Raw genomic sequence first — 24,810 nt, 5'->3', positions numbered from 1 at the left:
CTCGCGCCGGGGGGCGCCGGGGAGCTCCCCGGCGCCACCCGGCGGGCGTTCCTACGGGAAGTCGTCCTCGCCGCCCGGTCCGCCGTCGAGGCCGCCGATGGGCAGTCCGCCGCCCTCGGTGCCGCCGTCCTCGCCGGGGCTGGCCGGCTCGCTGGGCTCCTCACTGCTGGGTTCCTCGCTGGGCGGCTCCTCGGTGCCGGGCGGCTCGGAGGACTCCGGCGGTGCCGACTCGGTCGGCGGGGCGGAGGTCGGCGGGGCGGAACTGGCCGGCGGCGCGCTGGTCGGCGGGGCCTGGGCCCCCGGCTCCAGCCGCAGCTTGAAGTTCTTCGCCGGCTTCCCCTTCAGCGCGTCGGCCGTGTACTGGGCCCAGATCTGCGTGGGGAAGCCGCCGCCGTTGACGCGGGACAGCCCCGTGGTGCCGTACAGCTTCTTCTGGGCGCCGGTCTGGGAGTCCTGGCCCATGACGGCGACGGCGGTGGCCAGGTCCGGGGTGTAACCGGCGAACCAGGCCGCCTTGTCCTCCTCCATCGTGCCGGTCTTGCCCGCCGCGGGACGGCCGGCGGCCTGCGCGGCGGTGGCGGTGCCGCCGCGGACCACCGAACGCAGGATGGAGGTCGTGGTGTCGGCCGCCTCGCGGTGGACGGCCTGCGTGGGCCGGCGCTTGGGCAGCTGCACCTCCTGCCCGTTCTTGGTGATCTTCACGACCATGGTGTACGGGACGTACCGGCCGTGGTTGGCGAGCGTCGCGTAGGTCTGCGCCATGTCCAGCGGGCTCGCCGTCATCGTGCCGAGCGCCATCGCCGGGCTGGTCACCAGCTTCACCTTCTCCGGCATGCCCAGCGCCCGCACCGTGTCGTTGACCTTGCCCGGGCCGACGTCCTGCGCCATCTGGGCGTAGACCGAGTTCACGGACTTGTCCATGGCGTTGGTGACCGTGATCGACCCGTAGGAGACGTCGTCCTCGTTCGCCGGGGCGTAGCCGGTGGGGCCGTCCGGTCCGATGACCTCGCGCTTGTTCCGGCCGTCGTAGACGGTGTACGGGGTGATGCGCCGGCCGTTCTGGGTGGTGGAGTCGTTCTGCACGGCGGAGGCGAAGATGAACGGCTTGAAGGTGGAGCCCACCTGGTAGTCCGAGCGGGTCGCGTTGTTGACGAACTGCTTGGTGTAGTCGACGCCGCCGTACATCGCGACGACCTTGCCGCTGGCCGGGTCGATGGACGCCCCGCCGACCCGCACGTACTTGTCGACCGGGTGCGCCTTCGGGTCGAGCTTGTCCAGCAGCTGCTCCTCGGCCGCCTCGACGAAGGCCTTCTCCTTCTTGCGGTCGATGGTCGTGGTGATGCGGTACCCGCCCGAGCGCAGGGTCTCCTCGTCCAGGATCCCCGCCCCGTACAGGTAGTCCTTGACGGCCTCGACCAGGTAGCCGCGCTGGCCGGACATCCCGGTGGCGGCCTTGGCCTTGTGCGGCTTCGGGAACTCCAGCCCCGCGCGCTCGCCCTCGCTCAGCCAGCCCTCCTTGACCATGCCGTCCAGCACGTAGTCCCAGCGGGCCTTCGCCTTGGCCTTGTTCTCCGGGTGCGCGACGATGTCGTACTCGCTGGGTGCGTTGAGCAGGGTCGCCAGGTACGCGCCCTCGGCGGCGTCGAGTTCGGCGGCGTCCTTGCCGAAGTAGGCCTGGGCGGCGGCCTGGATGCCGTAGGCGTTGCGGCCGTAGTAGCTGGTGTTGAGGTACCCCTCGAGGATCTCCTCCTTGGTCTTCTCGCGGTCCAGCTTGATCGCGATGAAGAACTCCTTGGCCTTGCGGACCGCCGTCTGCTCCTGGTTGAGGTAGTAGTTCTTGACGTACTGCTGGGTGATCGTCGAACCGGACTGCTTGCCCTTGCCGGTGACCGTGTTCCACGCCGCGCGCAGCATCGACTTCGGGCTGACCGCGGACTCGTGGTAGAAGTTGCGGTCCTCGGCGGCGAGCGTGGCGTGCTGGGCGACCTCGGACACCTGGTCCAGGCTCACGTTCTCGCGGTTGACCGCCCCGTCACGGGCGAGCTGACTGCCGTCGGAGTACAGGTAGACGTTGCTCTGCGCGACCGCTCCCGCGTTGGCCTTGGGGATGTCCACCAGCTGGTAGCCGATGATGAACGCGCCCGCGCACGCCAGCACGACCAACAGGAGCGTGCCGAGCACCGCGCGCCAGCTCGGGATCAGTCTGCGGGCACCGGTGCGCTTCGGCTTCTTGCCGGAGGGCGGGTTCTCCCAGCCGCCGGGGGAAGCGTTGCTGCTGCTCATGTCTGTACTGACTCCTCCGCGGCCGCCGAGGGTTGTGCCGCGGCGGAACATCTTGGGTCAATCGTGCCGTACGACCCGGCGGACACTCTCCCACCATCAGGACAAATCGGGTCATCGACGTGCATCCGTGACAAGCCTGTGACAGGCCGAAAGCGTGACGCCCACCACCCCGCCGGGTGAAAACCCCGTGGCACCCGGCGGACACCGCGGGTAACGTCGGGCGCTTGCGCCGGAACGGACGGGCCCGTTCCCCCGCACCGGGAGGAGGGACCATGCACCTGTACGCGACCGTGGCGGCGAACGGCTTCCGGCGCCACGCCACGTACCGGGTGGCCACCGCGGCCGGCGTCTTCACCAACACCGTCTTCGGCTTCATCACCGCATACACCTACATCGCCCTCTGGCACGAACGGCCCCACCTCGGGGGCTACGACCAGTCCATGGCGTTGACGTACGTCTGGATCGGCCAGGCCCTGTTCGCGACCTCCGCCCTCATGGGCGGCGGGTTCCAGGACGAACTGATCGAACGCGTCCGCAACGGCGACATCGCCGTCGACCTGCACCGCCCCGCCGACCTGCAGGCCTGGTGGCTCGCCGCCGACCTCGGCCGGGCCGGCTACCAGTTGCTCGCCCGCGGCGCGGTGCCCATGGTCTGCGGCGCCCTCGCCTTCGACCTCGCCCTGCCGGCCTCCCCCGCCACCTGGGCCTGCTTCCTGCTGTCGGTCGCCCTCGGGGTCGTCGTCGGCTTCGCCCTGCGCTACCTCGTCGTCCTCAGCGTCTTCTGGCTCATGGACGGCGCCGGGATCGTCGCCGTCTCCGGCCTGTCCACGCTCTTCTTCTCCGGCATGCTGCTGCCCCTCAACGCCTTCCCCGCCGGCCTCGCCCCGGTCGTCCTGCTGCTGCCCTGGTCGGCGCTGCTCCAGGTGCCCGCCGACATCCTGATGGGCCGGCACACCGGCGCCGCGCTCGCCGCCGCCCTGGCCTTCCAGGCCGCCTGGGCGGTGGTCCTGCTCGGCGCCGGACGGCTGCTGCAGTCCGCCGCCACCCGCAAGGTCGTGGTCCAAGGTGGCTGAGGCACTGCGCGCCTACGGGCTGATCGTGTGGATGTGGACCCGCTCGACCATGGCGTACCGGGCGTCGTTCGTGATGAACACGGCCGTCAACTTCGCCGCCACCGGGCTGGACTTCCTCGCGATCCTGCTGATGTTCTCCCAGGTCGACCGGCTCGGCGGCTACTCACTGCCCGAGATCGCCTTCCTCTACGGCACCTCCGGCACCGCCTTCGGCCTCGCCGACCTCGCCCTGGGCAGCATGGAACGGCTCGGCGGCCGGATCCGCGACGGCACGCTCGACACCCTCCTGGTGCGGCCCGTGCCCGTCCTGGCCCAGGTCGCCGCCGACCGCTTCGCACTGCGCCGGATCGGCCGGATCGTGCAGGGACTGCTCGTCCTGGGCTGGTCGGTGACCCGTCTCGACCTGCACTGGACCGCCCTGGACCTGGTGCTGCTGCCGATGATGCTGCTCAGCGGAGCCGGGATCTTCGGCGCCGTCTTCGTCGCCGGCGCCGCCTTCCAGTTCCGGGCCGGCGACGCCTCCGAGGTGCAGAACTCCTTCACCTACGGCGGCGCCACCCTGCTGCAGTACCCGCCGTCGGTCTTCGGCAAGGAACTCGTGCGCGGCGTCACCTTCATCGTGCCGCTCGCCTTCGTCAACTGGCTGCCCGCACTGCGCGTCCTGGGCCGCCAGGACCCCCTGGGCCTGCCCGGCTGGGTGGACTTCGCCCCGCCCCTGGTCGCCGTCGCCTGCTGCGCCCTGGCCGGCGCCGCCTGGCGGGCGGGCCTGCGTTCGTACCGGAGCACCGGGAGCTGATGACCGACATGACCGCCCTCATCGAAGTCGACCGCGTCGAGAAGGTCTTCGACGTCCGCCGGCGCACCGGCCTGCTCCGCAGGGAGCGCCGCCAGGTCCGCGCCGTGGACGGCATCTCCTTCACCGTCCCCGCCGGCCAAGTGGTCGGCTACATCGGGCCCAACGGCGCCGGCAAGTCCACCACCGTCAAGATGCTCACCGGCATCCTCACCCCCAGCGGCGGCCGGCTGCGCGTCGCCGGCATCGACCCCTCCCGCGAACGCACCCGGCTCGCCCGCCGCATCGGCGTCGTCTTCGGACAGCGCACCACCTTGTGGTGGGACCTGCCGCTGCGCGACTCCTACGAACTCGTACGCCGCATGTACCGCGTCGACGCCGCCCGTTACCGCCGCAACCTCGACCGCTGCGTCGACCTGCTCGACCTCGGGCCGCTCCTGGACGTCCCCGTACGGCAGCTCTCGCTCGGCCAGCGCATGCGCGGCGACATCGCCGCGGCGCTCCTCCACGACCCCGAGGTGCTCTACCTCGACGAGCCGACCATCGGGCTGGACGTCGTCAGCAAGGCGAAGGTCCGCTCCTTCCTGCGGACCGTCAGCACCGAACAGGGCACCACCGTGCTGCTCACCACCCACGACCTCACCGACATCGAGCAGTTGTGCGGCCGCGTCATGGTCATCGACCACGGCCGCCTGGTGTACGACGGCGGCCTCGACGGGCTGCACGAGGCCGGCGAGAGCGAGCGCACCCTCGTCGTCGACTTCGAACGGGAGCTGCCACCGGTGGAACTCGCCGGCGCCCGCTGCGAACGCGTCGAGGGCGCCCGGCAGTGGATCGCCTTCCCCGCGGCCGCCAGCGCGGCACCCCTGGTCGCCGAACTCGCCGCACGCCACGCCGTCGTCGACCTGTCGGTGCGCGAACCCGCCATCGAGGACGTCATCGCCCGCATGTACGCCGCGAGCAGCACCGCTCCCGCGTGAGGCCGCGAGGCCGACACCCCGGCGCCCGCCGCCCACCGGCCTGCCAGCGCCACGGGCGTTCACGACCGCCGGGGGCCCACGCCCCGCCCGCGGTCCGTCACGTACCCGCCGGGCCGTTGCCCCTCAACAGAGCGCCCAGGCACCCCGGGCCGGTCACCACGGCGCTCGCTCGGCACGGTCGCGGCAGGCGCGTCCCGCGGCGGCCGGCAGCCGGCACGGGACGGGTTCCTCGACCGCGGCCCCCGTCTTCTCGTCCCTTGCGGGGACGACAGGACGGCGCGCGCAGCGCGGCAGCCGCAGATCGTCCGGACGAGACCTCCCCGGCACCGCGACGCCCCCGGCTGGAGGCACCCGGCGGCCGGGGGGCGGGGGGCGGAGCGGTGTCCCCGCCCCCGAAGGTCAGCGCAGGGAGGCCAGGGCCGCGCGCACGCGCTCCACCGCGCCCGCCGTGGTCGAGGCGTGCGCGGACAGCCGGACGGAGTCCGTCCGGACCGACGGCGTCACCCCGTGCTCGTGCAGCGCCTTCGCGATCCGGGCCGGGTCCACGTCCGGCACCGCGAACGACACGATGCCCGCCCGCTCGGCGCGGGCCACCGGGGACAGCACCTTCCCGCCGGCCGAACGGACCACGTCGATCAGCTCGTCGACCCGGCGCGCGACGTGCGCCTCGATCGCGGCCACCCCGACGCCCTCGACCAGCTCCAGCGCCGCCGCGAAGGCCGCCGCCGTCACCGGGCTCAGATTGGTGATGCTCCAGCGCAGCGCGTCCGGCGCGACCGGGTGCTCGGTGTCGTCGAAGACGGCGACGTCCTCGACCCCGGTCCACCCCGTCAGCGTGGGCTCCAGCCGCTCCAGGGCGCGGTCCGACAGCGCCGCGAACCCGGTGGCCCAGCTGGCCCGCAGCCACTTCTGGCCGCCGGCCACGACCACGTCCGCCGCCTTCCACGGCAGCTCGACGACGCCGAACGCCTGCATCGCGTCCACCACGAGCAGCCGGTCCCCGACGACCTCGCGCAGCGCCGCGAGGTCCGTCCGGTAGCCGGTGCGGAAGTCCACGGCGCTCACCGAGACCGCCACCACCTCGTCCGTCAGCGCCGCACGCACCGCCTCCGGGGTCGGCGCCCCGTCCAGCCAGCGCGGCACCGCCCGGCCCAGGGCGGCCGTGCGCCGCCACGGGTAGTGGTTCGCGGGGAAGTCCGCCGACGGCACCAGGACCGCGCCGCCGGGCACGCCGAAGGCGGCGTGGAAGATACCGGTGGAGGCGTTGGGCAGCAGCGCCACGTGCGCGGTGTCCGTGCCCGCCAGCCGTCCGGCAGCGGCCCGGGCCCGCGGCTCGGCCCGCATCAGGTCGTTGACGGTGGTGTGGTCGGCCTCCGCCGACGCCGCCAGCGCGGCCGCCGTGGCGTCCAGGACGTCCCGCGAGGGCGGGCCGTAGCGGGCGAAGTCCAGGTAACCCTCGGGCTCGCCGAAGTGCTCGGCGTAGCCGGTCAGCCCGCCCGCGTGGTCCGTCATGGGTGTCGCCGTCCGTCCGTACTCGTCACACCTTGGCCGCCGCGCCGCCCTTGAGCAGCGACAACTCCACAGTGTCCGCCATGCGCAGGTAGCCGGCGTCACTGGGGTGCAGGTGGTCGCCGGAGTCGTAGGCGGGCAGCAGCGCGGAGGGGCGGTCCGGGTCGCGCAGCGCCCGGTCGAAGTCGATCACCTCGTCGAACACCGTGCCCGCCCGGATCGCGGCGTTCACCTGCTGCCGCACCGCCTCGGTGTGCGCGTTGTATCCCACGTGGCCCCCGCACGGGGCCAGCGTGGCCCCCAGCACCCGCAGTCCGCGCTCGTGACCGCGCGCCACGATCTCCCGCAGCCCGGAGACGATCTCCCGCGCGCCGGTCCGCTGCGGCGGCCGCAGCACGTCGTTGATGCCCAGCTCCACGACGAGCGTACGGACACCGGTCTGGGACAGCGCGTCACGTTCGAGGCGGCTCAGGCCGCTGGGATTGCCGCCGTTCTCGCCGTCGCGCAGCACCCGGTTGCCGCTGATCCCCTGGTTGAGGACGCCGAGCCGCAGCCCCCGGTCCCCGGAACCGCGCAGCCGCGTCGCCAGACGGTCCGGCCAGCGGTGGTTCGCGCCCGGGGTGGACGTGATGCCGTCGGTGATCGAGTCGCCGAACAGCACCACCGACCCGGCCGCCTGCCGCGTGAAGACGTCCACGCCCGTGACGTAACGCCAGTACGGGGTACGCGTGGTGTACGCGGCGCCGTCGGTGCGCGCGGCGCGCTCGCCGAACGCCATGAACGAGGTCTGCTGCGCCCACGGGTGATACGTCACCGGGCCCGAGCCCTGCGGGGTGTACGTCGTCACCAGCAGGTCCGCCGTCTGCGGAACGGCCAGGCGCACGGGATCGCTGACGACGCTGCCGCCCGCGGGGATCCGCACCTGCGTCCGCCCGCCGAAGGTCAGCGACCGCATCGAGCCGCGCGCCGCCGCCGGCGACCCCGGGGCCGCCGCGACGGCGACCGTCGCCCGGCCGATCTGCAGCAGGGTGCGGCCGAAGAGGTTGGAGAGGTGGATGCGCGCCGAGGTGCCGCCGACACTGGTGTGCACCACGTTGCGGATCGACCACCCCGCGTAGCCGTCCGGCACGTTCGGCTCGCCGCCCGCCGGGGACGTCGACCAGGTGCCCACCCACGAACCGGACGCCGCGGGCGCCACCTGGTTGGATACGCCGGGCATTCCGGCCGCTACGAGGGGGCCGCCGGAGCGGCCGGAGGCGCCGGTACGGCTGGTGGTGACGAAGATCGCGGCGGAGACGACCACGACCAGCGCGACGATTCCGGCGAGCAGTGCACAACCCGTCGTCCTGGCCATGCGGTGCGTCACTCCTGGGATCAATGGGCGGGAAACCGGCGCGATCCGCTGTCGCCATGATCCCATGGAGACGTGGGGCCTGCCCGTCTGCGTTGTCGGACGCCGGGAACTCGTTGTTCGTTCCACTCGAAGAGTGTGGTGTGGACGATACGCGGAAGGAGTGGATGCGGCGGATGGAAACGGCTCCGGTGACCGGATCGGACCAAGGCCCGACCCCGGTGTTCTCGTACAGCCCCGCCGACGAGGGCCGTCGGCGCGGCGTACGACGCATGAAGGTGATCGCCACCGGCCTGCTGCTGGTGGCCACGGCCGTCTACGGACTGGCCAAGTGGGCCGAGTCGGCGGGGGCCGGCGCCTGGTCCGGCTACGTCGCGGCCGCCGCCGAGGCGGGCATGGTCGGCGCGCTCGCCGACTGGTTCGCGGTGACCGCGCTCTTCCGCAGGCCGCTCGGCCTGCCCATCCCGCACACCGCGATCATCCCCACCAAGAAGGACGCGCTCGGCCGCACCCTCGGCGACTTCGTCGGCGAGAACTTCCTGTCCCCGCAGGTCGTCCGCACCCGGCTGCGCAAGGTCGGCATCGCCCGGCGGCTCGGCGCCTGGCTGGAACACCCCGAGCACGCCGACCGCGTCACCGAACAGGGCGCCGCCGCGCTGCGCGGCGCCCTGACCGTGCTGCGCGACTCCGACGTCCAGGCCGTCGTCGGCGAGGCCATCACCCGGCGCGCCGACGCCCAGGAGATCGCCCCGGGGATAGGCAAGATGCTGGAGCGCGTCGTCGCCGACGGCGGGCACCGCCGGGTGGTCGACCTGGTCTGCGTCCGCGCGCACGACTGGCTGGTCGAGCACTCCGACTCGGTGATGCACGCCGTCCAGGGAGGCGCCCCCGGCTGGACCCCGCGCTTCGTGGACCGCAGGGTCGGCGAACGCGTCTACAAGGAACTCGTGCGCTTCACCGCCGAGATGCGGGACATGCCCGAGCACCCCGCGCGCGAGGCGATCGACCGCTTCCTCGCCGACTTCGCCGTCGAGCTGCAGTCCGACCCGGACACCCGGGCCCGCGTCGAACGGCTCAAGAAGGACCTCATCGCCCGCAACGAGGTCCAGGACCTCATCGAGTCCGCGTGGGGCTCGGTCCGCGGCATGATCGTCGCCGCCGCCGAGGACGAGCGCAGCGAGCTGCGGCTGCGGGCCCGGGCCTCGCTGCTGTCGCTGGGCGCGCGGATGACGGAGGACCCCCGGCTGACCGCCAAGATCGACGGCTGGCTGGAGGACGCCGCGACGTACGTCGTCACCACCTACCGCGACGAGATCACCGCGCTGATCACCGACACCATCGCCGGCTGGGACCCCGAGCAGACCACCCGCAAGATCGAGGCCAACGTCGGACGCGACCTGCAGTTCATCCGCATCAACGGCACCGTCGTCGGCTCACTGGCGGGGCTGGTCATCTACACCGTCTCCCGGTTCCTCGCGGGATAGCCGGGGGACGGGCGGGACCCGGGCCGGCCCCGCTCTGGGAATCTGACGCCACGTCACCTACCGTGCCCGCATGCCCACCCGAACCCCCGCCCCGCTGCGCCGGCACGGACGCGCGCTGTGGGGCGCCGGCGAAGCCGCCCTCACCCTCGGCGCCGTCCTCCTGCTGCTCGTCGCCCACCAGTTGTGGTGGACCAACCTGCGGGCGCAGTCCGGCGCCGCGCACCGGGTCACCACCCTCGAACGACAGTGGGACCGCGCCCCCGCCACCCGCACCCCCACCCCCGAGACATCGGACGAATCCGCTGCCGTCGGCGCCGCCGCACCCACGAGCCGACCCCGCAGCGCCGGCACCCGCACCACCCCCGGCGCCACCCCGCGGCCCGCCCAGGCCTACGCCGTCCTCCGCATCCCCCGCATCGGCGTCACCGCCCCCATCGCCGAAGGCGTCAACCGCACCGAAGTCCTCGACCACGGATACGCCGGCCACTACCCGCACACCGCCCAGCCCGGACAACCCGGCAACTTCGCCCTCGCCGGCCACCGCAACACCCACGGCGAACCCTTCCGCCGCATCGACCGCCTCCGCCCCGGCGACACCCTCCTCGTCGAGACCGCCACCACGCGCTACACCTACGTCGTCCGGCAGACCATCCCCCGCACCACCCCCGCCGACGGCACCGTCCTCGCCCCCGTCCCCCACAGCACCGTCCACCCCCGCCGCCACATGACCGGACCCGGCCACTACATCACCCTCACCACCTGCACCCCCGAGTTCACCTCCACCTACCGCCTGGTCGTCTGGGGCGGACTCGCCGCAGCGGAACCACGCCGGCCCCCCGAACGTCATCCCTGACGGAACGACCGGAAGGGCCGGAAGGAGCAGTCCGCGTGATCCGCAGCACCGCGGCAACCGCACGCGTGCACGGCGCCGCCCTCCTGCTGCTCCTCACCGGCCTCCTGCTCACCCACAGCGGCCTCACCACCACCGTCGCCGCCGCCGCGACCACCGCCGCGCTCGCCCTCCTGCTCGGCAGCGCCCGCCGCCTCGCGGCCACCGCACCCCCCGTCCCCCGCGGACGCGTCCGCACCGCGCTGCGCGACCGGGAACACCGCACCGCCTTCCTCCCCCAGCGCGACCCCGACGCCTCCGGCCGCCCACGCCCCAGGGCCCCCGGCCGCCCCCTCCCGACGGCCGCCTAGGGGCAACGCCACCGCACCACGGCACCCGCTGCCCCACCGCGCCCCGTCACGCCGCGCCCACCCCGACCGGCACGACGACACCCGCGGAGGGTCCCACCCCCATGTCCGTGTTCACGCACGCCCTGCTCACCCTCACCGACACCCTCGCCCCGCTCACCGGACGCACCGCGGCACCCGCCACCGCGATCGTCCTCGTCACCCTCCTCGTACGACTCGCGCTCCACCCCCTCGCCCGCGCCGCCGCCCGCGGCGAGAAGGCCCGCGCCGCCCTCGCCCCACGCGTCGCCGAACTGCGCCGCAAGCACGCACGCGACCCGCAGGAACTCCAGCGCGCCCTCGGCGGCCTCTACACCCAGGAGGGCGCCTCCCCCTTCGCCGGCATGCTGCCGACCCTCCTCCAGCTCCCCGCCTTCTTCGTGCTCTACCACGCCTCCTCCACCGCCCGGATCACCGACGACCGGACCGGCGCCCTGCACCTCGCGATCCTCGTCGTGGTCGCCGCCGTCGCCTACTGGTCCTACCGCCGCGCCCGCAAGACCGCCCCCGACGCCGAAGGCCTCGCCAAGCACCTCCCGCTGCTCTCCTTCGGCACCCTGATCACCGCCGCCGTCGTCCCCCCGGCCGCCGGCCTCTACATCGCCACCTCCACCGCCTGGACCGCCGCCGAACGCGCCTGGCTGCACCGTCCACAGCATGGTCAAGGGGTTGCGGACGCCACCCCCGGCGCTGGAGGATCAACCAAGACCTCCGATGACCGCCCCCATCGGACATGACCACGGACATGACCACGGACCCCGACCCCGGACATGACCACCGCCACCCCCGACCACACCCGGAGAGTCTTGTGAAGCTGCTGCGACTCGGCCCCGCCGGAGCCGAACGCCCGGCCCTGCTCGACCAGGACGGCACCCTGCGCGACCTGTCCTCCCTCACCCCCGACATCGACGGCACCCTGCTCGCCGACGACGACACCCTCGCCCGCATCCGCACCGCGGCCGCCGACGGCACCCTCCCCGCCCTCGACCCCGCCGACGCCGCCGCCGACCGGCGCACCGGCCCCCCGCTCACCCGCATCGGCAAGATCGTCTGCATCGGCCTCAATTACCACGACCACGCCCGCGAGACCGGCGCCGCCGTCCCCGAAGAGCCCATCCTCTTCATGAAGGCCCCCGACACCGTCGTCGGCCCTGACGACACCGTCCTCGTCCCCCGCGGCAGCCTCAAGACCGACTGGGAGGTCGAACTCGCCGTCGTCATCGGCCGCGAACTGCGCTACGCCGCCGACGAGGCGGAGGCCCTCGCCGCCGTGGCCGGCTACGCCGTCTCCCACGACGTGTCCGAACGCGCCTTCCAGATCGAGCGCGGCGGCCAGTGGGACAAGGGCAAGAACTGCGAGACCTTCAACCCCCTCGGCCCCTGGCTCGTCACCGCCGACGAGATCCCCGACCCCCAGGCCCTGGGCCTGCGGCTGTGGGTCAACGGCGACCTCAAGCAGGACGGCACCACGGCCGAGCAGATCTTCCCGGTCGCCGAAGTCGTCCGCTACGTCAGCCAGTTCATGACCCTGTACCCGGGCGACGTCATCAACACCGGCACCCCCGCCGGCGTCGCCCTCGGCCGCCCCGAGCCCAAGCCGTACCTCCGGGCCGGCGACGTGGTCGAGCTCGAGATCGACGGCCTCGGCCACCAGCGCCAGGCCCTCAAGGACGCGTAGCCTCCCCACCCACGCCGAAGGTCGCCCGGCACGACACGCCGGGCGCCCTTCGGCGTATCCCGGACGGCGTAACCGTCGTACAAGCGGGTCGTTAAAACGTGCGAAAGGGCAACACACGATCGCATGGGGGGACATCAGTGCCCGCAAGCCCCTACACCCGTGAACTCCTGACGGAGACGGCGGCGTCGTCGCGGACGCTGTCGGAGATGCTGACGAGACTGGGCGTGGACCCCAGGAGTCCGACGCGCGGTTACCTGCGGGAGCGGATGAGACGCATGGGCGTGGACACCTCGCACTTCGAACGCGAGGGCGGTCGCTGGACCCGTGAACTCCTCGCCGAAGCAGTCGCCGCATCGGCCAACATGTACGAAGTGCTGCGCCGCCTGGGCGTGGAGGCCGTCGGAGGGCAGCACACGCACATCAGCCGCCGCATTCGCGGATTCGGCATCGACACCTCGCACTTCGTGACCCGGCCTCGTGGCCCCGGCCGGCGGACGCACGAGGAGATCCTGGTCAAGCAGGAGACGGACACGGCCCGTCGCGTGCACAGCGACCGGCTCAAGCGGGCGATGCTGGCCCGGGGCGTCGCCGAGCTCTGCGCGCTCTGCGGGACGGAACCCATGTGGTGCGGCCGGCCACTACCCCTGGAGGTCGACCACCTCGACGGCAACTGGCGGGACAACCGGCCGGCCAATCTCCGCCTGCTGTGCCCCAACTGCCACGCGACGACGGACACCTACCGGGGCCGGGGCAAACGACGCGACCGGGACGTGGCCCGATGAGCGCCGGAACCCCGTACACCCGCGAACTGCTCGAGGCGGCAGCGGCGCGATGCCACTCCCTGAAGGAGGTCGTGGCGTTCCTCGGCAGGGTTCCGTACGGAAAGCTGCACTGCTACCTGGAGAAGCGGTTCGCCCATTTCGGCATCGACATCTCCCATTTCCACCGGCCCACCTCCGTCAGGGGCCGCAAGCGACCCCGCCCCACGCCCGCGGAACTCCGCGCCGCAGTCGCGGATTCCGTGTCCGTGGCCGAGACCCTCCGCCGTCTCGAGAGGCCCGACAACACCCGCACGCGCGCACTGCTGCGCGTATGGGTGGCGGAGGACGGCCTGGACACCGGCCACTTCCTGGGACAGGCGCACGGCAACAGGAACGGGCCCAACGCCAAGAAGCCCGCGGCAGCCATCCTGGTCGCGCGCACCGACGGCTACCGCACCAAGGCCGTACTGCTGCGGAGGGCGCTCGCCGAGATCGGCACGCCGTCCCGGTGCGCCCGGTGCGGCACCGGCGAAAGCTGGCACGGCAAGCCGATGACGCTGGAAGTGGATCACATCAACGGCGACCGTCTGGACGACCGGGCGGAGAACCTGCGTCTGCTCTGCCCGAACTGCCATGCCGTCACCGACACATGGTGCCGGGGAGGCAGCCGCCCATCGAGCCGGTAACCACAGGCGATCCCGCAGCCGCCACCCGTTACCATGGGTGGCGGCTAGCGGCGGTGGCGCAGAGGCGACGCAGCAGACTTAGGATCTGTGGCCCTTGATCGGGCTTGAGGGTTCGAATCCCTTCCGCCGCACCACTCGTGGCCTGCGAATCCAAGGAATGGGTGCGCAGGCCACGGCCTTACGGACTCACCCCACCAGTTCCCGCACCACCGGCACCAGGGCCCGGAAGGCGAGCCCGCGGTGGCTGATGGCGTTCTTCTCGTCCGCGGTGAGTTCGGCGCAGGTCCGGGACTCGCCGAGCGGCTGGAGGATCGGGTCGTAGCCGAAGCCGCCGTTGCCGTGGGGCTCGAAGCGCAGCGTGCCGAGGAGGCGGCCCTCGACGACGCGTTCGGTGCCGTCGGGGAGGGCGAGGGCGGCGGCGCAGGTGAAGTGGGCGGCGCGGTGGGGGGTGTCGATGTCGGAGAGCTGGGCGAGGAGGAGTTCGAGGTTGGCACGGTCGTCGCCGTGCTTGCCGGCCCAGCGGGCGGAGAAGATGCCGGGGGCGCCGCCGAGGACGTCGACGCAGAGGCCGGAGTCGTCGGCGACGGCGGGGAGTCCGGTGGCCTGGGCGAGGGCGTGGGCCTTGAGGAGGGCGTTCTCGGCGAAGGTGACGCCGGTTTCGCGGACGTCGGGGACTTCGGGGTAGGCGTCGGCGCCGACGAGCTCCACGCCGAGTCCGGCGTCGGCCAGGATGGCGTGGAGTTCGGCGACCTTGTGGGCGTTGCGGGTGGCGAGGACCAGGCGGGTGTGCGGCATGGTCCGATTATCCCGTCAGCCGGGGGTGCAGACCTTGGAGAGTTCGGTCGCGGCGTCGGCGACGGGGGTGATGTCGGGGGTGTCGCCGTTCTGGGCGGCCTTCTGTGCGTTCTCGACGGCCTTCTGGAGGTCGCCCACGGCGGTGTTGACGTCGGCGTTGCCGGTCTTGTCGCCGAGGTCGGCGAGGTCGTCGGCGATCTGGTCGAGGGCGTTGGCGGCGTCCTGTGGGCTGTTGCCGGCGTTGTTGACGGCGTTCTGCAGGTTCTGGACGTCGGTGGCGATCTGGGCTGCGACGTTGGCGCAGTCGAGGGCCTTGTCGACGGCGTCGACGGCGCTGCAGCCGATGAGGGCGGTGGTGCCGAGGGCGGCCGCGGTGGCGAGCGCCGCGAGGCGGCGGGTGCGTGGGTGCATACCTTTACATACGCACCGCGCCGTCCTCAGGTTGCGGTTTCCAGACCTGCTCTTTGTCAGTCCTTGGTGATCTGTTCGAGTTCGGCGAGGGCGGCGCGCTGGAGTGCGTCGAGTTCGGCGCAGCCGGCGACGGCGAGGTCGAGGAGGTTGTTGAGTTCCTTGCGGTCGAAGGGCTGGCCTTCGGCGGTGCCCTGGACCTCGACGAAGCGGCCGTCGCCGGTGCAGACGACGTTCATGTCGGTCTCGGCGCGGACGTCTTCCTCGTAGCGGAGGTCGAGCATGGGGACGCCGTCGATGATGCCGACGCTGACGGCGCTGACGGTGCCGCTCAGGGGCTGGGCCTTGGCGCGGACGAGCTTGCGGCCGTGCATCCAGGTGACGGCGTCGGCGAGGGCGACGTAGGCGCCGGTGATGGCGGCGGTGCGGGTGCCGCCGTCGGCCTGGAGGACGTCGCAGTCGAGGACGACGGTGTTCTCGCCGAGTGCCTTGTAGTCGATGACGGCGCGCAGGGACCGGCCGATGAGGCGGGAGATCTCGTGGGTGCGGCCGCCGATCTTGCCGCGGACGGACTCGCGGTCGCCGCGGGTGTTGGTGGCGCGGGGCAGCATGGCGTACTCGGCGGTGACCCAGCCTTCGCCGCTGCCCTTGCGCCAGCGGGGGACGCCCTCGGTGACGGAGGCGGTGCAGAGGACCTTGGTGTCGCCGAAGGAGACGAGGACGGATCCTTCGGCGTGCTTGCTCCAGCCGCGCTGGATGGTGACGGGGCGGAGCTCTTCGGGGGTGCGGCCGTCGATACGAGACATGGCGTCGAGCCTAGTCCTAGCGCGGCTCGGGGCCCGTGCCGGTCCTGGAACGGGCCCCTTGCGGGTGAGGCTGTGGTGGTCCGGCGGTCAGTGCCGGGTCACATCATGTCCTCGATGTCGGCGGCGATGGGGTCGGCGTCGGTGCCGATGACGACCTGGATGGCGGTGCCCATCTTGACGACGCCGTGGGCTCCGGCGGCCTTGAGCGCGGCCTCGTCGACGAGCGAGGGGTCCTTGACCTCGGTGCGGAGTCGGGTGATGCAGCCCTCGACCTCTTCGATGTTGTCGAGTCCGCCGAGCCCGGCGACGATCTTCTCTGCCTTGCTGGCCATCTGTGCTCCTGGTTGGTCTCGGCCGTTCGGTCCGATTTCACACCGTAGTGCAGTGGTGGACCGGTTTTGCGGGGATGCATGAGTGTCCCAGCCGCGCCGCAACTGGTCTACACCACATTACCCGCCGGGAGGTGGCCCCATGGGTCCGGACGCCGCCGCGGCCGCCCCGCGTCCGAGCCGGACGTGGGGCTCCGTGCTGTTCCAGGGGCTGCAGAAGATGGGCCGCAGCCTGCAGCTGCCGATCGCGGTGCTGCCGGCGGCGGGCATCCTCAACCGGCTGGGCCAGGACGACGTCTTCGGACCCCGGGGACTGGGCTGGGACGCGGTGGCCAAGGTCTTCAACGGCGCGGGCGGCGCCCTGCTGGACGGTTCGCTGGGGCTGCCGCTGCTGTTCGCGGTGGGCGTCGCGATCGGGATGGCGAAGAAGGCGGACGGCTCGACGGCGCTGGCGGCGGTGGCGGGCTTCCTCGTCTACTACGGGGTGCTGCACCAGTTCCCGCAGGACTGCCCGAAGGGGACGGCCTTCCTGGCGACGAGTACCATCAGCGGGGCGTGCATCCCGCCGGGGACGCCTGCGGCGGCGGCCCCGGCCGCGTACCAGAACCCGGGGGTGTTCGGCGGGATCGTGATCGGGCTGCTGACCGCGTTCTTCTGGCAGCGCTACCACCGTACGAAGCTGGTGGACTGGCTGGGCTTCTTCAACGGGCGCCGGCTCGTGCCGATCGTCATGGCGTTCGTCGCGATCGTCTTCGCGGTGCTGTGCGTGTTCGTCTGGCCGCCGATCGGTGCCGGGCTCACCTCGTTCAGCCAGTGGCTCACGGACCTGGGCTCGTACGGGGCGGGCATCTTCGGGGTGGCGAACCGGGCGCTGCTGACGGTGGGGCTGCACCAGTTCCTCAACGTCTTCGTGTGGTTCCAGTTCGGCAGTTTCACCAAGCCGGACGGGACGGTGGTGCACGGGGACATCAACCGCTTCCTGCAGGGTGACCCGACGGCCGGGCAGTTCACCTCGGGGTTCTTCCCGATCATGATGTTCGCCCTGCCGGCCGCCGCGCTGGCGATCACGCACTGCGCCCGTCCGTCGCGCCGCAAGAAGGTGGGCGGCCTGATGCTGTCGGTGGCGCTGACCTCGTTCGTGACGGGCATCACCGAGCCGATCGAGTACTCGTTCCTGTTCATCGCGCCGGCGTTGTACGCGATCCACGCGGTGCTGACGGGGGTGTCGATGGCGGTGACGTGGGGCCTGGGCGTGCACGACGGCTTCACGTTCTCGGCGGGGCTGATCGACTACGTCATCAACTGGAACCTGGCGACGAAGCCGTGGCTGATCGTCCCGATCGGGCTGGTCTTCGCGGCGGTGTACTACGTGCTGTTCCGCTTCGTGATCACCAGGTTCGACCTGGCGACGCCGGGACGTGAGCCGGAGGAGGTCGCGGAGGGGATGGAGCGGGACAACGTCAAGGCGTAGCCGGGGGACCACGCTCGGCATTGTGGTCTAGACCACACCCGACGAGGCTTTCCTTGACGCGTTGCTTACATGTTAATACTGGTCTACACCACTCGGTGGTTTAGACCAGGAGGACCCCCCATGACTACCGCCACCGCATCGGCGGCCCCCGCAGCGAAGAAGCGGGGCTCCGGCCTTTTCCAGGGCCTGCAGAAGGTCGGCCGCAGCCTGCAGCTGCCGATCGCCGTCCTGCCGGCGGCGGGCATTCTGCTCCGTCTCGGCCAGCCCGACGTCTTCGGCGCGGACGGCCTCGGCTGGGACAAGGTCGCCTCGGTGTTCGCCACCGCCGGCGGCGCCGTGTTCGACAACCTGCCGCTGCTCTTCTGCATCGGTGTCGCCATCGGCTTCGCCAAGAAGTCCGACGGTTCGACCGCGCTCGCCGCGCTGGTCGGCTTCCTGGTCTACAGCAACGTCCTGAAGGCCTTCCCGGTCACCGAGGCCAAGATCCAGGACGGCGCGGACGTCGCCGCCACCTACAACAACCCCGGGGTCCTCGGCGGCATCATCATGGGTCTGCTCGCCGCCGTCCTGTGGCAGCGCTACCACCGCAAGAGGCTGGTGGACTGGCTCGGCTTCTTCAACGGCCGCCGCCTCGTGCCGATCATCATGGCCTTCGTCGGCACCCTGGTCGGCGTCTTCTTCGGCCTGGTCTGGGAGCCCATCGGTGAGGTGATCAGCAACTTCGGCGAGTGGATGACCGGTCTCGGCTCCTTCGGCGCCGCGCTGTTCGGCCTGATCAACCGTGGCCTGATCCCGATCGGCATGCACCAGTTCGTGAACTCCGTGGCCTGGTTCCAGCTGGGCGACTTCACCAACTCCGCGGGCACCGTCGTCCACGGCGACCTGACCCGCTTCTTCGCCGGCGACCCCCACGCCGGACAGTTCATGACCGGCTTCTTCCCGATCATGATGTTCGGCCTCCCGGCCGCCGCCCTGGCGATCGCCCACACGGCCCGCCCGGAGCGCCGCAAGGCCGTCATGGGCATGATGCTCTCGCTCGCACTGACCTCCTTCGTCACCGGTGTCACCGAGCCGATCGAGTTCTCCTTCATGTTCATCGCGCCGCTGCTGTACGCGATCCACGCGGTGCTGACGGCCGTCTCCATGGCTGTGACCTGGGCCTTCGGGGTGCACACGGGCTTCACCTTCTCGGCCGGCGCCATCGACTACCTGCTGAACTGGAACCTGTCGACCAAGCCATGGCTGATCATCCCGATCGGACTCGTCTTCTCGGTGATCTACTACGTGGTCTTCCGCTTCGCGATCACCAGGTTCAACCTCCCCACCCCGGGCCGTGAGCCCGAGGAGGAGAACGAGGACCTCGTCAAGGCGTAGCCTCCTCGCTGAACACACGACGAAGCCCCCGGATCCGCCAGGATCCGGGGGCTTCGTGCTGCGCGAAAACGGTGCGGGGGCGCTCAGACCTCGTAGACCGCGCCGGCCTTCGCCACCTCGACCGGGCCGTCGTAGACCTCGCGGGCGTGCTCGAGGGCGACCTGCGGGTCGGTCCAGGGCGGGATGTGGGTGAGGACCAGGCGCCCGGCGCCGGCGCGGTCGGCGTACTGGCCGGCCTCGCGGCCGTTGAGGTGCAGATCGGGGATGTCCTCCTTGCCGTACGTGAAGGAGGCCTCGCACAGGAAGAGGTCGGTGCCCTCGGTGAGGGTCTGCAGCGCGTCGCAGGGACCGGTGTCACCCGAATAGGTGATGGAGCGACCGGCGTGCTCGACACGGAAGCCGTACGCCTCGACGGGGTGGCTGACGACGTCCGCGGTGATGGTGAAGGGGCCGAGGCGGAAGGTGCCGGGTTCGAGCGTGCGGAAGTCGAAGACCTCGCTCATGCACTTCTCGTCGGGCACGTCCCCGTACGCGCTGGCCAGCCGCCGCTCGGTGCCCTCGGGCCCGTAGACGGGGATGGCGTGGGCGGGGCCGCCCTCGTGCCGGTAGTAGCGGGCGACGAAGTACCCGCACATGTCGATGCAGTGGTCGGCGTGCAGATGGCTCAGCAGGATGGCGTCGAGGTCGTAGAGACCGCAGTGGCGCTGCAGCTCGCCGAGGGCACCGTTGCCCATGTCGAGGAGCAGCCTGAAGCCGTCGGCCTCGATGAGGTAGCTCGAGCAGGCCGATTCCGCGGACGGGAACGAACCCGAGCAGCCGACGACGGTGAGCTTCATGTGCAGAAACCTCCGTGGATTGTTCCGGGGGTCTTGCGTTGGCGCGCCACGACGCCCCCGCTCCGCAGGGGGAGGGGGGAGGGGCGGGAGCGACCCGCCATGTGTTCTTGAGCGTAAGGCGCACGGCGTGCGCGTGCTCCTCTGCGGAGCCCCGTTGTGGGCGGAATCACCAGTACGGCGCCCTCGCCCGCCGGAGGTCCGGACGGGCGGGGGCGTCGTGGGTGGAGGGTCAGGCCCAGAGCTGGCCGTGCAGGGCGGCGACGGCCGCCTCGGTGGACTCGGCGGTGTAGATGCCGGTCGACAGGTACTTCCAGCCGCCGTCGGCGACGACGAACACGATGTCGGCGTGTTCTCCGGCGCGTTCGGCCTTGCGGGCCACGCCGAGGGCCGCGTGCAGGGCGGCTCCGGTGGAGACGCCGGCGAAGATGCCCTCCTGCTGGAGGAGTTCGCGGGTGCGGCGGACGGCGTCCTCGGAGCCGACGGAGAAGCGGGTGGTGAGGACGGACTCGTCGTAGAGCTCGGGGATGAAGCCCTCGTCGAGGTTGCGCAGTCCGTAGACGAGGTCGTCGTAGCGGGGCTCGGCGGCGACGATCTGCACGCCGGGGACCTTCTCGCGCAGGTAGCGGCCGACGCCCATGAGGGTGCCGGTGGTGCCGAGGCCGGCGACGAAGTGGGTGACGGAGGGGAGGTCGGCGAGGATCTCGGGGCCGGTGCCGGCGTAGTGGGCGCCGGCGTTGTCCGGGTTGCCGTACTGGTAGAGCATCACCCAGTCGGGGTGTTCGGCGGCGAGTTCCTTGGCGACGCGGACGGCGGTGTTGGAGCCGCCGGCGGCCGGGGAGGGGATGATCTCGGCGCCCCACATGGTGAGCAGCTCGCGCCGCTCGGACGAGGTGTTCTCGGGCATGACGCAGACCATGCGGTAGCCCTTGAGCTTGGCCGCCATGGCGAGGGAGATGCCGGTGTTGCCCGAGGTGGGTTCGAGGATCGTGCAGCCGGGGGTGAGGCGTCCGGCGCGCTCGGCCTGCTCGATCATGTGCAGGGCCGGGCGGTCCTTGACGGAGCCGGTGGGGTTGCGGTCCTCCAGCTTGGCCCAGACGGAGACCTCGGTGGAGGGGGACAGGCGCGGCAGCCGTACCAGCGGGGTGTTGCCGACGGCTGCCAGCGGGCTGTCGTACCGCATCAGCGCCCGCCGTCGCGGTCGGCCGGCAGACCGCTGCCGCCCGCGACGGCCGGGAGGATCGTGACGCTGTCGCCGTCGGTGAGCTTGGTGGTGATGCCGTCGAGGAAGCGGACGTCCTCGTCGTTGAGGTAGACGTTCACGAAGCGCCGCAGCTCACCCGCGTCGACGATGCGCTCGCGGATGCCGGTGTGGCGGGTGTCGAGGTCGGCGAGGAGTTCGTCGAGGGTGCTGCCGCTGCCTTCGACGGCCTTGGCGCCGTCGGTGTAGCTGCGGAGGATGGTCGGGATGCGGACCTCGATGGCCATGCGTCGGCTCCAAGGGGTGCGTGAGTACGGCGGGAAGGCGGGGTGGCGCGGGCTGACGGTGCTCAGGCGCACGGACATGCCGCGCTGGCGAGGCGGCACAGGTCGACGTGCAGCCGCGCAACGAGCAGCGTGCCCGGCGCCTTGTCGCTCACGTCGTGGGAAACCATGGGGTCATCGTATCGATTCCCCCGGGGCCCCAGAGGGGGTCGTCCCAGGATGCGGACCGTGCCGTCTCAGATGTAGGAGTCGACGATCTCGACGGTCTCCTCGGTGACCTCGCCGTCCAGGATACGGAACGAGCGGAACTGGAAGGGGCCGGCGTCGTCGGTGTCGGCGGTGGAGACCAGTACGTAGTGGGCGCCGGGCTCGTTGGCGTAGGAGATGTCGGTGCGCGAGGGGTAGGCCTCGGTGGCGGTGTGGGAGTGGTAGATGACCACCGGCTCCTCGTCGCGGTCGTCGAGGTCGCGGTACAGCCCCAGCAGGTCGGTGGAGTCGAACTCGTAGAACGTGGGCGAGCGGGCCGCGTTGAGCATCGGGATGTGCCGCTCGGGGCGGCCGCTGCCGGCCGGTCCCGCGATCACGCCGCAGGCCTCGTCCGGGTGGTCGGCGCGCGCGTGGGCGACGAGTGCGTCGTGCAGGGCGCGGGTGATGGTCAGCATGGTCGTCAGGATAGAGGGGTGCGTGCGCGGCGCCCCTGGCGAGGGCGGCGGCCGCCGTACGGGGGTACGGCGGCCGCGGGCCGGGACGCGGGCGGGGTCACTGCGCGGCGGGCGCGGGGGCGGGGTCGCGGGGGGCGCGTCGCTTGAGGGCGAGGTAGCCGGTGCCCAGCAGGGCCGACCAGACGAGCCAGACGTACAGGCCGAGCCGGGTGTCGGCGTCGGTCGCCATGAGGACGGCGACGAGGAGCAGCGCGGCGATGCCGAGCCAGTTGGTGACCGGGGCGCCCGGCATGCGGAAGTCGGAGGCGGGCAGCAGGCCGGCGCGGACCTTGGCGCGGTAGCGCAGGTGCGCGGCGAGGATCATGATCCAGGTCCACAGTCCGGCGCAGGTCGCGACGGAGGTGATGTAGACGAACGCCTTGTCCGGGGAGACGACGTTGACGATGACGCCGATGCCCATGACGAGGGTGGACATGACGAGGGCGGGCAGCGGGAGTTGGCGGTCGCTGAGCTTCGCGACGGCCTTGGGCGCCTCGCCGTTGACGGCCAGGCCGCGCAGCATGCGGCCGGTGGAGTAGATGCCGGAGTTGCAGGAGGACAGGGCGGCGGTGAGGACGACGAAGTTCATGATGCCGGCGGCGCCGGGGATGCCGACCTGGACGAAGACCTGGACGAAGGGGCTGACTCCGGGGTCGTACCTGGTCCAGGAGAAGACGGAGAGCAGGACGATCAGCGTGCCGACGTAGAAGATGCCGATGCGGACGGGGAGGGTGTTGATCGCCTTGCGCAGGGTCTGCTTGGGGTTCTCGGCCTCGCCCGCGGTGATGCCGACGAGTTCGACGCCGAGGTAGGCGAAGATCACGCCCTGCATGGCGAGCATGGCCTGCCAGGCGCCGTTGGGGGCGAAACCGCCGTCGGTCCACAGGTGGGTGACGGAGGCGGTGTCGCCGGCGGAGGAGAAGCCGAAGGTCAGGATGCCGACGCCGATGACGATCATCGCGATGATCGCGGTGACCTTGATGGTGGAGAACCAGAACTCCAGCTCGCCGAAGATCTTGACCGAGACGAGGTTGGCGACGAACAGCACGACGAGGGCGACCGCGGCGGTGGACCAGACCGGCACCGACGGCCACCAGAAGTTGACGTAGGCGCCGGCGACGGTGACCTCGGACATGCAGGCGGTGACCCACAGCGCCCAGTACGACCAGCCGGTGGCGAAGCCGGCGAACGGCCCGAAGAACTCGCGGGCGTAGTCGGCGAAGCTGCCGGAGGTGGGGCGGTAGGTGAGGAGTTCGCCGAGGGCCCGCATGATGAAGAAGATCACGATGCCGGCGCCGGCGTAGCAGGCGATGAGGCTGGGTCCGATGGCGGCGATGCCCTTGCTGGACCCGTAGAACAGGCCGGTGCCGATGGCGCCGCCGATCGCGATCATCTGGACCTGGCGGGCGCTGAGTCCACGCTTGTAGCCCTCTTCCGGCCCGGTCCCCGCGGCGCCGCCGCCGGATTCGTACTGCTCGACCTGCGTCGAGGTCATGGTGCTGTGCCTTTCTCCGTGCCCGTCCGGCCGTGACGGCCCGGATCGGGTTCCGATCCCCCCGGATGGTGGAGGTGCACGCCGGGGTCAGCCGGCCACGCGACCGACCGCGACAGGGGTGGCGTCACGGCCGGTGGTCGAGGATTCGTATCACGGGGTGCGCGCCGGGCACGCAGCGCAAATGTGGCACATGGCACAGGGAGAAGCAGACAAAAGGTGCGCCGAATGGGAAGGCGGTCGGCGGTGGAGACGTCATCGTTATCCGGAATTGAGGGTCGTCTGAGCGAACGGACGCCCTTTCCGGATCACGGCATGAGGGTCTCCACGAGGCTCTCCTGGAGTCCGCCGAGCCAGAGGTAGGCCATGACGAGCGGCTTGCGCGGGTCGGAGTGAGGCAGCCGGTACAGCTCGCTGTCCTCGTCGTCGCTGATCTCCAGCCGGGTCCCCATGGTCAGCCGCAGGTCGTTGAGGGTGCCGAGCCACTGGCGGGCCTGCCCGGGGTCGAGGGTCAGGACCGCTCCCCCGTCGCCGCCGGTCGAGAGGGAGTCGAGGCTGCGGACGACGGCGAGGGCGTCGTCGCGCTTGCGGGTGCGCAGGTCGTTCTCGGTGAAGCGGCGGAACTCCGAGGAGTCGGCCTCCTCCTCGTACGCGTCGGGGAAGAGCCGGGCGAGCGCCGGGTCCTGCGGGGGCCGGGTGGGGCCCTCGGCGAACAGTTCGGCCAGCGGGTCGGCCGGTTCGTCGCCGTCGGCGGCGTCGCCGGGGCCGATCAGTTCGAGGAGTTGCACGGCCAGGCTGCGCAGGATGGAGATCTCGACGTCGTCGAGCGCGACGGCGGCGCCGCCTGCGGCGGCGGTCTGGAAGTACCCGGGCATGTCGGTATCAGCCGTCCCTCAGGGGCTCGGTGGTCTCGGTTCTCGGTGGTCTCGGTGGTCTCGCGGGTCCCGCGGCGTCAGCGGTCCTGCGTCAGGGTGGCCCACAGCCCGTAGCCGTGCATGGCCTGCACGTCGCGTTCCATCTCCTCGCGCGTGCCGCTGGACACGACGGCCCGGCCCTTGTGGTGCACGTCGAGCATGAGCTTGGTGGCCTTGTCCTTCGGGTACCCGAAGTACGCCTGGAAGACGTAGGTCACGTAGCTCATCAGATTGACCGGGTCGTTGTGGACGACAGTCACCCAGGGAACGTCCGGGGACGGCACCTCGAAGGGGGCCTCGCTCGACTCGGTCCGTTCGATCTCTGCGGGGGCGACACTCACGTGACCCATGCTGTCACCAGAGGGTGC

27 protein-coding genes and 1 tRNA gene are annotated in these 24,810 nt (G+C 71.6%); 13 read left to right on the top strand and 15 right to left on the bottom strand.

Annotation, left to right across the window (positions count from 1 at the left end; translation table 11 throughout):
* Positions 1-51: 51 nt before the first annotated feature.
* A complete protein-coding gene (locus tag ABZ479_RS11540) occupies positions 52-2,283 on the bottom strand; it encodes a transglycosylase domain-containing protein (RefSeq protein ID WP_500461410.1) in 2,232 nt (743 codons plus the stop codon).
* A gap of 272 nt (positions 2,284-2,555) precedes the next feature.
* On the opposite strand from ABZ479_RS11540, the gene ABZ479_RS11535 reads away from it, so the two are divergent.
* Genes ABZ479_RS11535 through ABZ479_RS11525 form a run of 3 tightly spaced genes read left to right on the top strand, consistent with a single transcriptional unit; the run spans position 2,556 to position 5,129 of the window.
* Entirely contained in the window at positions 2,556-3,356 is an 801-nt protein-coding gene (locus ABZ479_RS11535) for an ABC transporter permease (RefSeq protein WP_500461409.1), read from the top strand.
* Positions 3,349-4,152, top strand: coding sequence for an ABC transporter permease (locus tag ABZ479_RS11530; RefSeq protein WP_500461408.1), 804 nt, complete (start codon positions 3,349-3,351; stop codon positions 4,150-4,152). Before ABZ479_RS11535 ends, ABZ479_RS11530 begins: the two co-directional genes overlap by 8 nt.
* The gene (locus tag ABZ479_RS11525; protein ID WP_500461407.1) at positions 4,152-5,129 is read left to right on the top strand and encodes an ABC transporter ATP-binding protein; all 978 of its coding nucleotides are present in this window, start codon (positions 4,152-4,154) and stop codon (positions 5,127-5,129) included. The genes ABZ479_RS11530 and ABZ479_RS11525 overlap by 1 nt, the downstream gene beginning before the upstream one ends.
* Positions 5,130-5,528: 399 nt before the next feature.
* Here the strand turns inward: ABZ479_RS11525 and ABZ479_RS11520 are convergent, their stop codons facing one another.
* Positions 5,529-6,641, bottom strand: a complete 1,113-nt coding sequence (locus ABZ479_RS11520) for an aminotransferase class V-fold PLP-dependent enzyme (protein ID WP_500461406.1) — start codon at positions 6,639-6,641, stop codon at positions 5,529-5,531.
* Positions 6,642-6,666: 25 nt separating this feature from the next.
* Positions 6,667-7,992 carry an SGNH/GDSL hydrolase family protein gene (locus ABZ479_RS11515; RefSeq protein ID WP_500461405.1) on the bottom strand — a complete coding sequence of 442 codons (1,326 nt, stop codon included), beginning with the start codon at positions 7,990-7,992 and terminating at the stop codon, positions 6,667-6,669.
* Positions 7,993-8,165: 173 nt separating this feature from the next.
* Between ABZ479_RS11515 and ABZ479_RS11510 the strand changes: the two genes are divergently transcribed.
* The 8 genes from ABZ479_RS11510 to ABZ479_RS11475 all read left to right on the top strand — a co-directional run bounded on the left by ABZ479_RS11510 (position 8,166) and on the right by ABZ479_RS11475 (position 13,968).
* Entirely contained in the window at positions 8,166-9,473 is a 1,308-nt protein-coding gene (locus ABZ479_RS11510; protein ID WP_499599250.1) for a DUF445 domain-containing protein, read from the top strand.
* Positions 9,474-9,543: 70 nt separating this feature from the next.
* Complete coding sequence (locus ABZ479_RS11505; protein ID WP_500461404.1) at positions 9,544-10,326, top strand: class E sortase; 783 nt, start codon at positions 9,544-9,546, stop codon at positions 10,324-10,326.
* Between the two features lie 35 nt (positions 10,327-10,361).
* Positions 10,362-10,673, top strand: a complete 312-nt coding sequence (locus ABZ479_RS11500) for a DUF6412 domain-containing protein (protein WP_500461403.1) — start codon at positions 10,362-10,364, stop codon at positions 10,671-10,673.
* Between the two features lie 101 nt (positions 10,674-10,774).
* Positions 10,775-11,446 (top strand): YidC/Oxa1 family membrane protein insertase, encoded by a 672-nt coding sequence (locus ABZ479_RS11495; protein WP_500461402.1) that lies wholly within the window; start codon positions 10,775-10,777, stop codon positions 11,444-11,446.
* Between the two features lie 71 nt (positions 11,447-11,517).
* The gene (locus ABZ479_RS11490; protein WP_500461401.1) at positions 11,518-12,387 is read left to right on the top strand and encodes a fumarylacetoacetate hydrolase family protein; all 870 of its coding nucleotides are present in this window, start codon (positions 11,518-11,520) and stop codon (positions 12,385-12,387) included.
* Positions 12,388-12,524: 137 nt separating this feature from the next.
* Entirely contained in the window at positions 12,525-13,169 is a 645-nt protein-coding gene (locus tag ABZ479_RS11485; protein WP_500461400.1) for an HNH endonuclease signature motif containing protein, read from the top strand.
* Positions 13,166-13,834 carry an HNH endonuclease signature motif containing protein gene (locus ABZ479_RS11480; protein WP_500461399.1) on the top strand — a complete coding sequence of 223 codons (669 nt, stop codon included), beginning with the start codon at positions 13,166-13,168 and terminating at the stop codon, positions 13,832-13,834. Before ABZ479_RS11485 ends, ABZ479_RS11480 begins: the two co-directional genes overlap by 4 nt.
* Positions 13,835-13,881: 47 nt before the next feature.
* Positions 13,882-13,968: transfer RNA gene (locus ABZ479_RS11475), tRNA-Leu, on the top strand.
* A 52-nt stretch (positions 13,969-14,020) separates the two neighbouring features.
* Here the strand turns inward: ABZ479_RS11475 and rdgB are convergent.
* The 4 genes from rdgB to ABZ479_RS11455 all read right to left on the bottom strand — a co-directional run bounded on the left by rdgB (position 14,021) and on the right by ABZ479_RS11455 (position 16,175).
* Positions 14,021-14,629, bottom strand: coding sequence for an RdgB/HAM1 family non-canonical purine NTP pyrophosphatase (gene rdgB, locus ABZ479_RS11470; protein ID WP_500461398.1), 609 nt, complete (start codon positions 14,627-14,629; stop codon positions 14,021-14,023).
* 15 nt (positions 14,630-14,644) lie between these two features.
* Positions 14,645-15,040 (bottom strand): hypothetical protein, encoded by a 396-nt coding sequence (locus ABZ479_RS11465; protein ID WP_499599264.1) that lies wholly within the window; start codon positions 15,038-15,040, stop codon positions 14,645-14,647.
* Between the two features lie 56 nt (positions 15,041-15,096).
* The gene (rph, locus tag ABZ479_RS11460; protein ID WP_500461397.1) at positions 15,097-15,843 is read right to left on the bottom strand and encodes a ribonuclease PH; all 747 of its coding nucleotides are present in this window, start codon (positions 15,841-15,843) and stop codon (positions 15,097-15,099) included.
* A gap of 98 nt (positions 15,844-15,941) precedes the next feature.
* Positions 15,942-16,175: a PTS sugar transporter subunit IIB gene (locus ABZ479_RS11455; protein WP_499599268.1), complete on the bottom strand. Its 234-nt coding sequence runs from the start codon at positions 16,173-16,175 to the stop codon at positions 15,942-15,944.
* Positions 16,176-16,314: 139 nt separating this feature from the next.
* Here ABZ479_RS11455 and ABZ479_RS11450 point away from each other — a divergent pair, with 139 nt between their 5' ends.
* Both ABZ479_RS11450 and ABZ479_RS11445 read left to right on the top strand, forming a co-directional pair.
* Positions 16,315-17,643 (top strand): PTS transporter subunit EIIC, encoded by a 1,329-nt coding sequence (locus ABZ479_RS11450; protein WP_500461396.1) that lies wholly within the window; start codon positions 16,315-16,317, stop codon positions 17,641-17,643.
* Positions 17,644-17,763: 120 nt separating this feature from the next.
* Complete coding sequence (locus tag ABZ479_RS11445) at positions 17,764-19,017, top strand: PTS transporter subunit EIIC (RefSeq protein WP_500461395.1); 1,254 nt, start codon at positions 17,764-17,766, stop codon at positions 19,015-19,017.
* Between the two features lie 83 nt (positions 19,018-19,100).
* On the opposite strand, the gene ABZ479_RS11440 is transcribed toward ABZ479_RS11445, so the two are convergent.
* The 8 genes from ABZ479_RS11440 to clpS all read right to left on the bottom strand — a co-directional run bounded on the left by ABZ479_RS11440 (position 19,101) and on the right by clpS (position 24,792).
* Complete coding sequence (locus ABZ479_RS11440; protein WP_499599274.1) at positions 19,101-19,853, bottom strand: MBL fold metallo-hydrolase; 753 nt, start codon at positions 19,851-19,853, stop codon at positions 19,101-19,103.
* A gap of 229 nt (positions 19,854-20,082) precedes the next feature.
* Positions 20,083-21,033, bottom strand: coding sequence for a PLP-dependent cysteine synthase family protein (locus ABZ479_RS11435; protein ID WP_499599276.1), 951 nt, complete (start codon positions 21,031-21,033; stop codon positions 20,083-20,085).
* Positions 21,033-21,338, bottom strand: coding sequence for a MoaD/ThiS family protein (locus tag ABZ479_RS11430; protein WP_500461394.1), 306 nt, complete (start codon positions 21,336-21,338; stop codon positions 21,033-21,035). The genes ABZ479_RS11435 and ABZ479_RS11430 overlap by 1 nt, the downstream gene beginning before the upstream one ends.
* Positions 21,339-21,400: 62 nt before the next feature.
* Positions 21,401-21,505, bottom strand: coding sequence for a putative leader peptide (locus ABZ479_RS11425; protein WP_431959667.1), 105 nt, complete (start codon positions 21,503-21,505; stop codon positions 21,401-21,403).
* 66 nt (positions 21,506-21,571) lie between these two features.
* Complete coding sequence (locus tag ABZ479_RS11420; protein ID WP_500461393.1) at positions 21,572-21,997, bottom strand: M67 family metallopeptidase; 426 nt, start codon at positions 21,995-21,997, stop codon at positions 21,572-21,574.
* A 97-nt stretch (positions 21,998-22,094) separates the two neighbouring features.
* Positions 22,095-23,531, bottom strand: coding sequence for an amino acid permease (locus ABZ479_RS11415; RefSeq protein ID WP_500461392.1), 1,437 nt, complete (start codon positions 23,529-23,531; stop codon positions 22,095-22,097).
* A gap of 305 nt (positions 23,532-23,836) precedes the next feature.
* On the bottom strand, positions 23,837-24,403 hold the full coding sequence (locus ABZ479_RS11410) for a DUF2017 domain-containing protein (RefSeq protein WP_500461391.1): 567 nt from the start codon (positions 24,401-24,403) through the stop codon (positions 23,837-23,839).
* A gap of 77 nt (positions 24,404-24,480) precedes the next feature.
* Positions 24,481-24,792, bottom strand: coding sequence for an ATP-dependent Clp protease adapter ClpS (gene clpS / locus ABZ479_RS11405; protein WP_431949157.1), 312 nt, complete (start codon positions 24,790-24,792; stop codon positions 24,481-24,483).
* Positions 24,793-24,810: the final 18 nt, after the last annotated feature.

The sequence above is a fragment of the Streptomyces sp. NPDC005722 genome, assembly GCF_040630935.1.
Lineage (GTDB): Bacteria > Actinomycetota > Actinomycetes > Streptomycetales > Streptomycetaceae > Actinacidiphila.
This window is presented reverse-complemented; position numbering and strand designations above follow the sequence as displayed.

Bases quoted from the DNA above. Each gene is read 5' to 3' on its own strand.
- ABZ479_RS11410 (WP_500461391.1), bottom strand. From the start codon at position 24,403: ATGCCCGGGTACTTCCAGACCGCCGCCGCAGGCGGCGCCGCCGTCGCG.
- ABZ479_RS11425 (WP_431959667.1), bottom strand. From the start codon at position 21,505: ATGGTTTCCCACGACGTGAGCGACAAGGCGCCGGGCACGCTGCTCGTT.
- ABZ479_RS11520 (WP_500461406.1), bottom strand. From the start codon at position 6,641: ATGACGGACCACGCGGGCGGGCTGACCGGCTACGCCGAGCACTTCGGC.
- ABZ479_RS11420 (WP_500461393.1), bottom strand. From the start codon at position 21,997: ATGCTGACCATCACCCGCGCCCTGCACGACGCACTCGTCGCCCACGCG.
- ABZ479_RS11445 (WP_500461395.1), top strand. From the start codon at position 17,764: ATGACTACCGCCACCGCATCGGCGGCCCCCGCAGCGAAGAAGCGGGGC.
- ABZ479_RS11430 (WP_500461394.1), bottom strand. From the start codon at position 21,338: ATGGCCATCGAGGTCCGCATCCCGACCATCCTCCGCAGCTACACCGAC.
- rdgB (WP_500461398.1), bottom strand. From the start codon at position 14,629: ATGCCGCACACCCGCCTGGTCCTCGCCACCCGCAACGCCCACAAGGTC.
- ABZ479_RS11505 (WP_500461404.1), top strand. From the start codon at position 9,544: ATGCCCACCCGAACCCCCGCCCCGCTGCGCCGGCACGGACGCGCGCTG.
- ABZ479_RS11480 (WP_500461399.1), top strand. From the start codon at position 13,166: ATGAGCGCCGGAACCCCGTACACCCGCGAACTGCTCGAGGCGGCAGCG.
- ABZ479_RS11465 (WP_499599264.1), bottom strand. From the start codon at position 15,040: ATGCACCCACGCACCCGCCGCCTCGCGGCGCTCGCCACCGCGGCCGCC.
- ABZ479_RS11440 (WP_499599274.1), bottom strand. From the start codon at position 19,853: ATGAAGCTCACCGTCGTCGGCTGCTCGGGTTCGTTCCCGTCCGCGGAA.
- rph (WP_500461397.1), bottom strand. From the start codon at position 15,843: ATGTCTCGTATCGACGGCCGCACCCCCGAAGAGCTCCGCCCCGTCACC.
- clpS (WP_431949157.1), bottom strand. From the start codon at position 24,792: ATGGGTCACGTGAGTGTCGCCCCCGCAGAGATCGAACGGACCGAGTCG.
- ABZ479_RS11525 (WP_500461407.1), top strand. From the start codon at position 4,152: ATGACCGACATGACCGCCCTCATCGAAGTCGACCGCGTCGAGAAGGTC.
- ABZ479_RS11510 (WP_499599250.1), top strand. From the start codon at position 8,166: ATGGAAACGGCTCCGGTGACCGGATCGGACCAAGGCCCGACCCCGGTG.
- ABZ479_RS11435 (WP_499599276.1), bottom strand. From the start codon at position 21,033: ATGCGGTACGACAGCCCGCTGGCAGCCGTCGGCAACACCCCGCTGGTA.
- ABZ479_RS11455 (WP_499599268.1), bottom strand. From the start codon at position 16,175: ATGGCCAGCAAGGCAGAGAAGATCGTCGCCGGGCTCGGCGGACTCGAC.
- ABZ479_RS11415 (WP_500461392.1), bottom strand. From the start codon at position 23,531: ATGACCTCGACGCAGGTCGAGCAGTACGAATCCGGCGGCGGCGCCGCG.
- ABZ479_RS11540 (WP_500461410.1), bottom strand. From the start codon at position 2,283: ATGAGCAGCAGCAACGCTTCCCCCGGCGGCTGGGAGAACCCGCCCTCC.
- ABZ479_RS11515 (WP_500461405.1), bottom strand. From the start codon at position 7,992: ATGGCCAGGACGACGGGTTGTGCACTGCTCGCCGGAATCGTCGCGCTG.
- ABZ479_RS11450 (WP_500461396.1), top strand. From the start codon at position 16,315: ATGGGTCCGGACGCCGCCGCGGCCGCCCCGCGTCCGAGCCGGACGTGG.
- ABZ479_RS11535 (WP_500461409.1), top strand. From the start codon at position 2,556: ATGCACCTGTACGCGACCGTGGCGGCGAACGGCTTCCGGCGCCACGCC.
- ABZ479_RS11495 (WP_500461402.1), top strand. From the start codon at position 10,775: ATGTCCGTGTTCACGCACGCCCTGCTCACCCTCACCGACACCCTCGCC.